The organism is Mesorhizobium sp. ORS 3428 (assembly GCF_001854785.1).
Lineage (GTDB): Bacteria > Pseudomonadota > Alphaproteobacteria > Rhizobiales > Rhizobiaceae > Mesorhizobium.
On record NZ_MDFL01000065.1, the window covers coordinates 1 to 2,720 of the forward strand.

General features: G+C 60.3%; 2 protein-coding genes and 1 pseudogene. All 3 read left to right on the top strand.

The window, feature by feature from the left end:
* A partial coding sequence (locus tag ORS3428_RS07715) for an SDR family oxidoreductase (protein ID WP_122984379.1) occupies window positions 1–230 on the top strand: 230 nt, incomplete at its 5' end.
* 175 nt (window positions 231–405) lie between these two features.
* Window positions 406–2,358, top strand: coding sequence for an oxidoreductase (locus ORS3428_RS07720; protein ID WP_172833657.1), 1,953 nt, complete (start codon window positions 406–408; stop codon window positions 2,356–2,358).
* 129 nt (window positions 2,359–2,487) lie between these two features.
* A pseudogene (locus ORS3428_RS07725) lies at window positions 2,488–2,720 on the top strand (2-oxo-hepta-3-ene-1,7-dioic acid hydratase); the annotation flags it as partial.

The window sequence follows — 2,720 nt, forward strand, 5'->3', positions numbered from 1 at the left end:
CGGGATTTGTCTGGTCGGAATTGACGCAGCAGTCGTGCGTTGAGATGGCGGCTATCACCGGCAAGACGGCGGAAGAAGTTTGGCAAAGCCGCGTAGCCGCCGTGCCTTTAAAGAGGGCGCAGGAACCCGAGGATATCGGCGAAGCCGTCGCGTTTTTAGCCAGCGCTCGCGCGCGCAACATCACGGGACAGGGTCTTAGCGTGTGCGGCGGGGCACAAATRCACGGATGAAAATTTGTCGAAATGGGTAGGGCGTGGCGATCACCCCATGCCACCCCCGCCGCTAGCTGTTTTGCCTTGCGCACATTCCGTGCGCTCCAATGCGTCACGCTGCGGAACTCGGCGAAACGTCGTGCTTTGTCACTTGGCCCGCTCACAAAACCTGTCACCTCATCGTGTGGCCCCTATGTACACCGCTCTATTCTCGCACGGTAAGATTGGGTCCCTGACAACCCGGAACCGGATTATCGCGGCACCGCTCGAGAGAAATCTTYGTGACCGCCACGGTCGGCCAGGTCTGGCCTTCGTTGAATCGGTGAGGGAAAGAGCGAGCGGCGGAGCGGGACTTCTGCTGCCGGAAGCGGCCTTCATTCATCCTGYCGGGCGTGGGAGCGTGTTTCAGCTCGGGGTCCATGATGACACCTTCCTACCTGACCTTCGAGCGGTCGCAGCCGCGGCGCATGAGAGCGATGCGGCGATCGGCATGCAGATCAACTTCGCAGGGCGCCAGGCCCAATCTGCGATCAATTTCCGACAGCCGGTCAGCGTGTCAGGCCGGGCCTGCCCTGTCTTCGGGCTACTTGACGCTCCCCACACGCTGACCGAACCGGAGATCGAAGAGATAGTCGGGCACTTCGGGGCGGCCGCAGCCCGGGTCAAGGAAGCCGGATTTRACCTGGTCGAGCTCCACGGAGCRAGYGGATACTTGCTCGGTGAATTTCTTTCGCCTCTTCACAATCGTCGGACCGACGTCTTCGGTGGCCCGTTCGAAAACCGGGCAAGATTTCCGCTGCAGGTCTACGAAGCGGTTCGAAGGGCGGTAGGTCCGCACTTTCCGGTCGCCTACCGTCTGTGCGTCGATGAGTTCCACCCCGAGGGGATCACGTTCGATGATGTTCTTCGGTTCGCCCTCCTGCTTGAGGAGCGCGACCTCGATTTGATCGATGTAGCGGTGGGGACCTACGAGTCCCGATGGAAGTCGGTTCCTATGGCCGACTCGCCGGCAGGCGTGAACGTTCCAATAGCCGCGCGCATCCGGAGTGCCGTCACCATCCCGGTCTCAGTTTCGGGCCGTCTCAATGATCCGGCGGATGCGGAAGCCGCGCTGTCGCAAGGCAGCGCCGACTTCGTGTCGATATCGAGGGCACTGCACGCAGATCCGGAATGGCCGAACAAGGCATTTTGTGGYAAAGACTCTGAAATCCGTCCTTGCATTGCATGTCAATATTGYGCGGACTCGCGCGATGTTGATCATCCCAGCGCTTGCAGTGTCAATCCCCGGGCGGCGCGCGAAACATTGATTCCGCGTGCTCGCCCTCGACCCGGCCGGCCGCCTGTCGTGGCGGTGGTGGGCGGCGGACTGGCTGGGCTGCAGGCCGCTATACGGGCATCCGAGCGGGGGTGTCGCGTCACTCTGTTCGAAACCAGCCATGTTCTCGGCGGGCAGCTTCTCCTGGCCGGACATTTGCCTCTTTTGCATGACTTCCCCGCCGTCATTCCGCCTCTCGAAAGGCGATTGCTTACACTGGGAGCCGAGATCGTGCTCAATCAGCGAGCCTCGCCGGACATAATCCGGGCCCTAGAGGCCGATGCGGTGATCGTGGCGGCTGGATCACAAAGTTTCATTCCCGATGTGCCGGGTTTGCGCGACACGCCGTTCGCGACGATCGAGGATTTCGATCCGCAGTCGGTCCCGGGCCCGGCCGTCATCCTTGGCGGCGATGAGCATGCCGTCGGTATGGCGCTTACGATTGCTCGAGCCGGAATCCCGGTGACGCTCATCGAGGTGGGCGAACAATGGGGTCATTCCGGGGGAAAACGCCTCGGGCGGCGTCTGGTCGACGAGCTCAGAGAGATGTCTCATGTCGTCATGATGTCAAGGACCACCGTCGAGTTGCTGGATGAAGAGGGCCTCGTCATTCAAACCAACGGGACGAGGTCAATGATTAAGTTGCCCGATTTCCTGGTGGTCGCTGCCGGGYGGGAAGCGCGAAGCTGGATTGCCGACGAACTTGCGCTTGCCCTGCCCGAAATTCCAATGCTTCGCGCCGGTGATGTCATAAAGCCGGGTCTGATGGCGGAAGCGTCAWTATCCGGGCTGCTGGCCGCCGATCGCCTTGAGTCCTTTCTTGCGGGCTAACACTCTTGACGCTTTCCCAATGCAGTCAGGCCCRCAAGCTTGTCAAATTCCCGATCCGCCAAATGGGCCGTGGCTTGGCTCATCGGGTCGATCTGTTCTGAGTCCAAGCTAACGCAAAGGGGTTTGAAAATGCTTAGTGAGCATCACATCGAAAATGCCGCCGAACGGCTTGATCAAGCTGAGCGCACACTCAAACAGATCGGTCTGCTCTCGCTCGAACATCCCGGCATGGACATGAACGATGCATATGCGGTCCAGGCTGCGTGGGTAAAGAGGAAGGTCTCCAAGGGCCACAAGGTAATAGGCTGGAAGATAGGCCTGACGTCCAAGGCTATGCAAAATGCACTCAACATCAACATCCC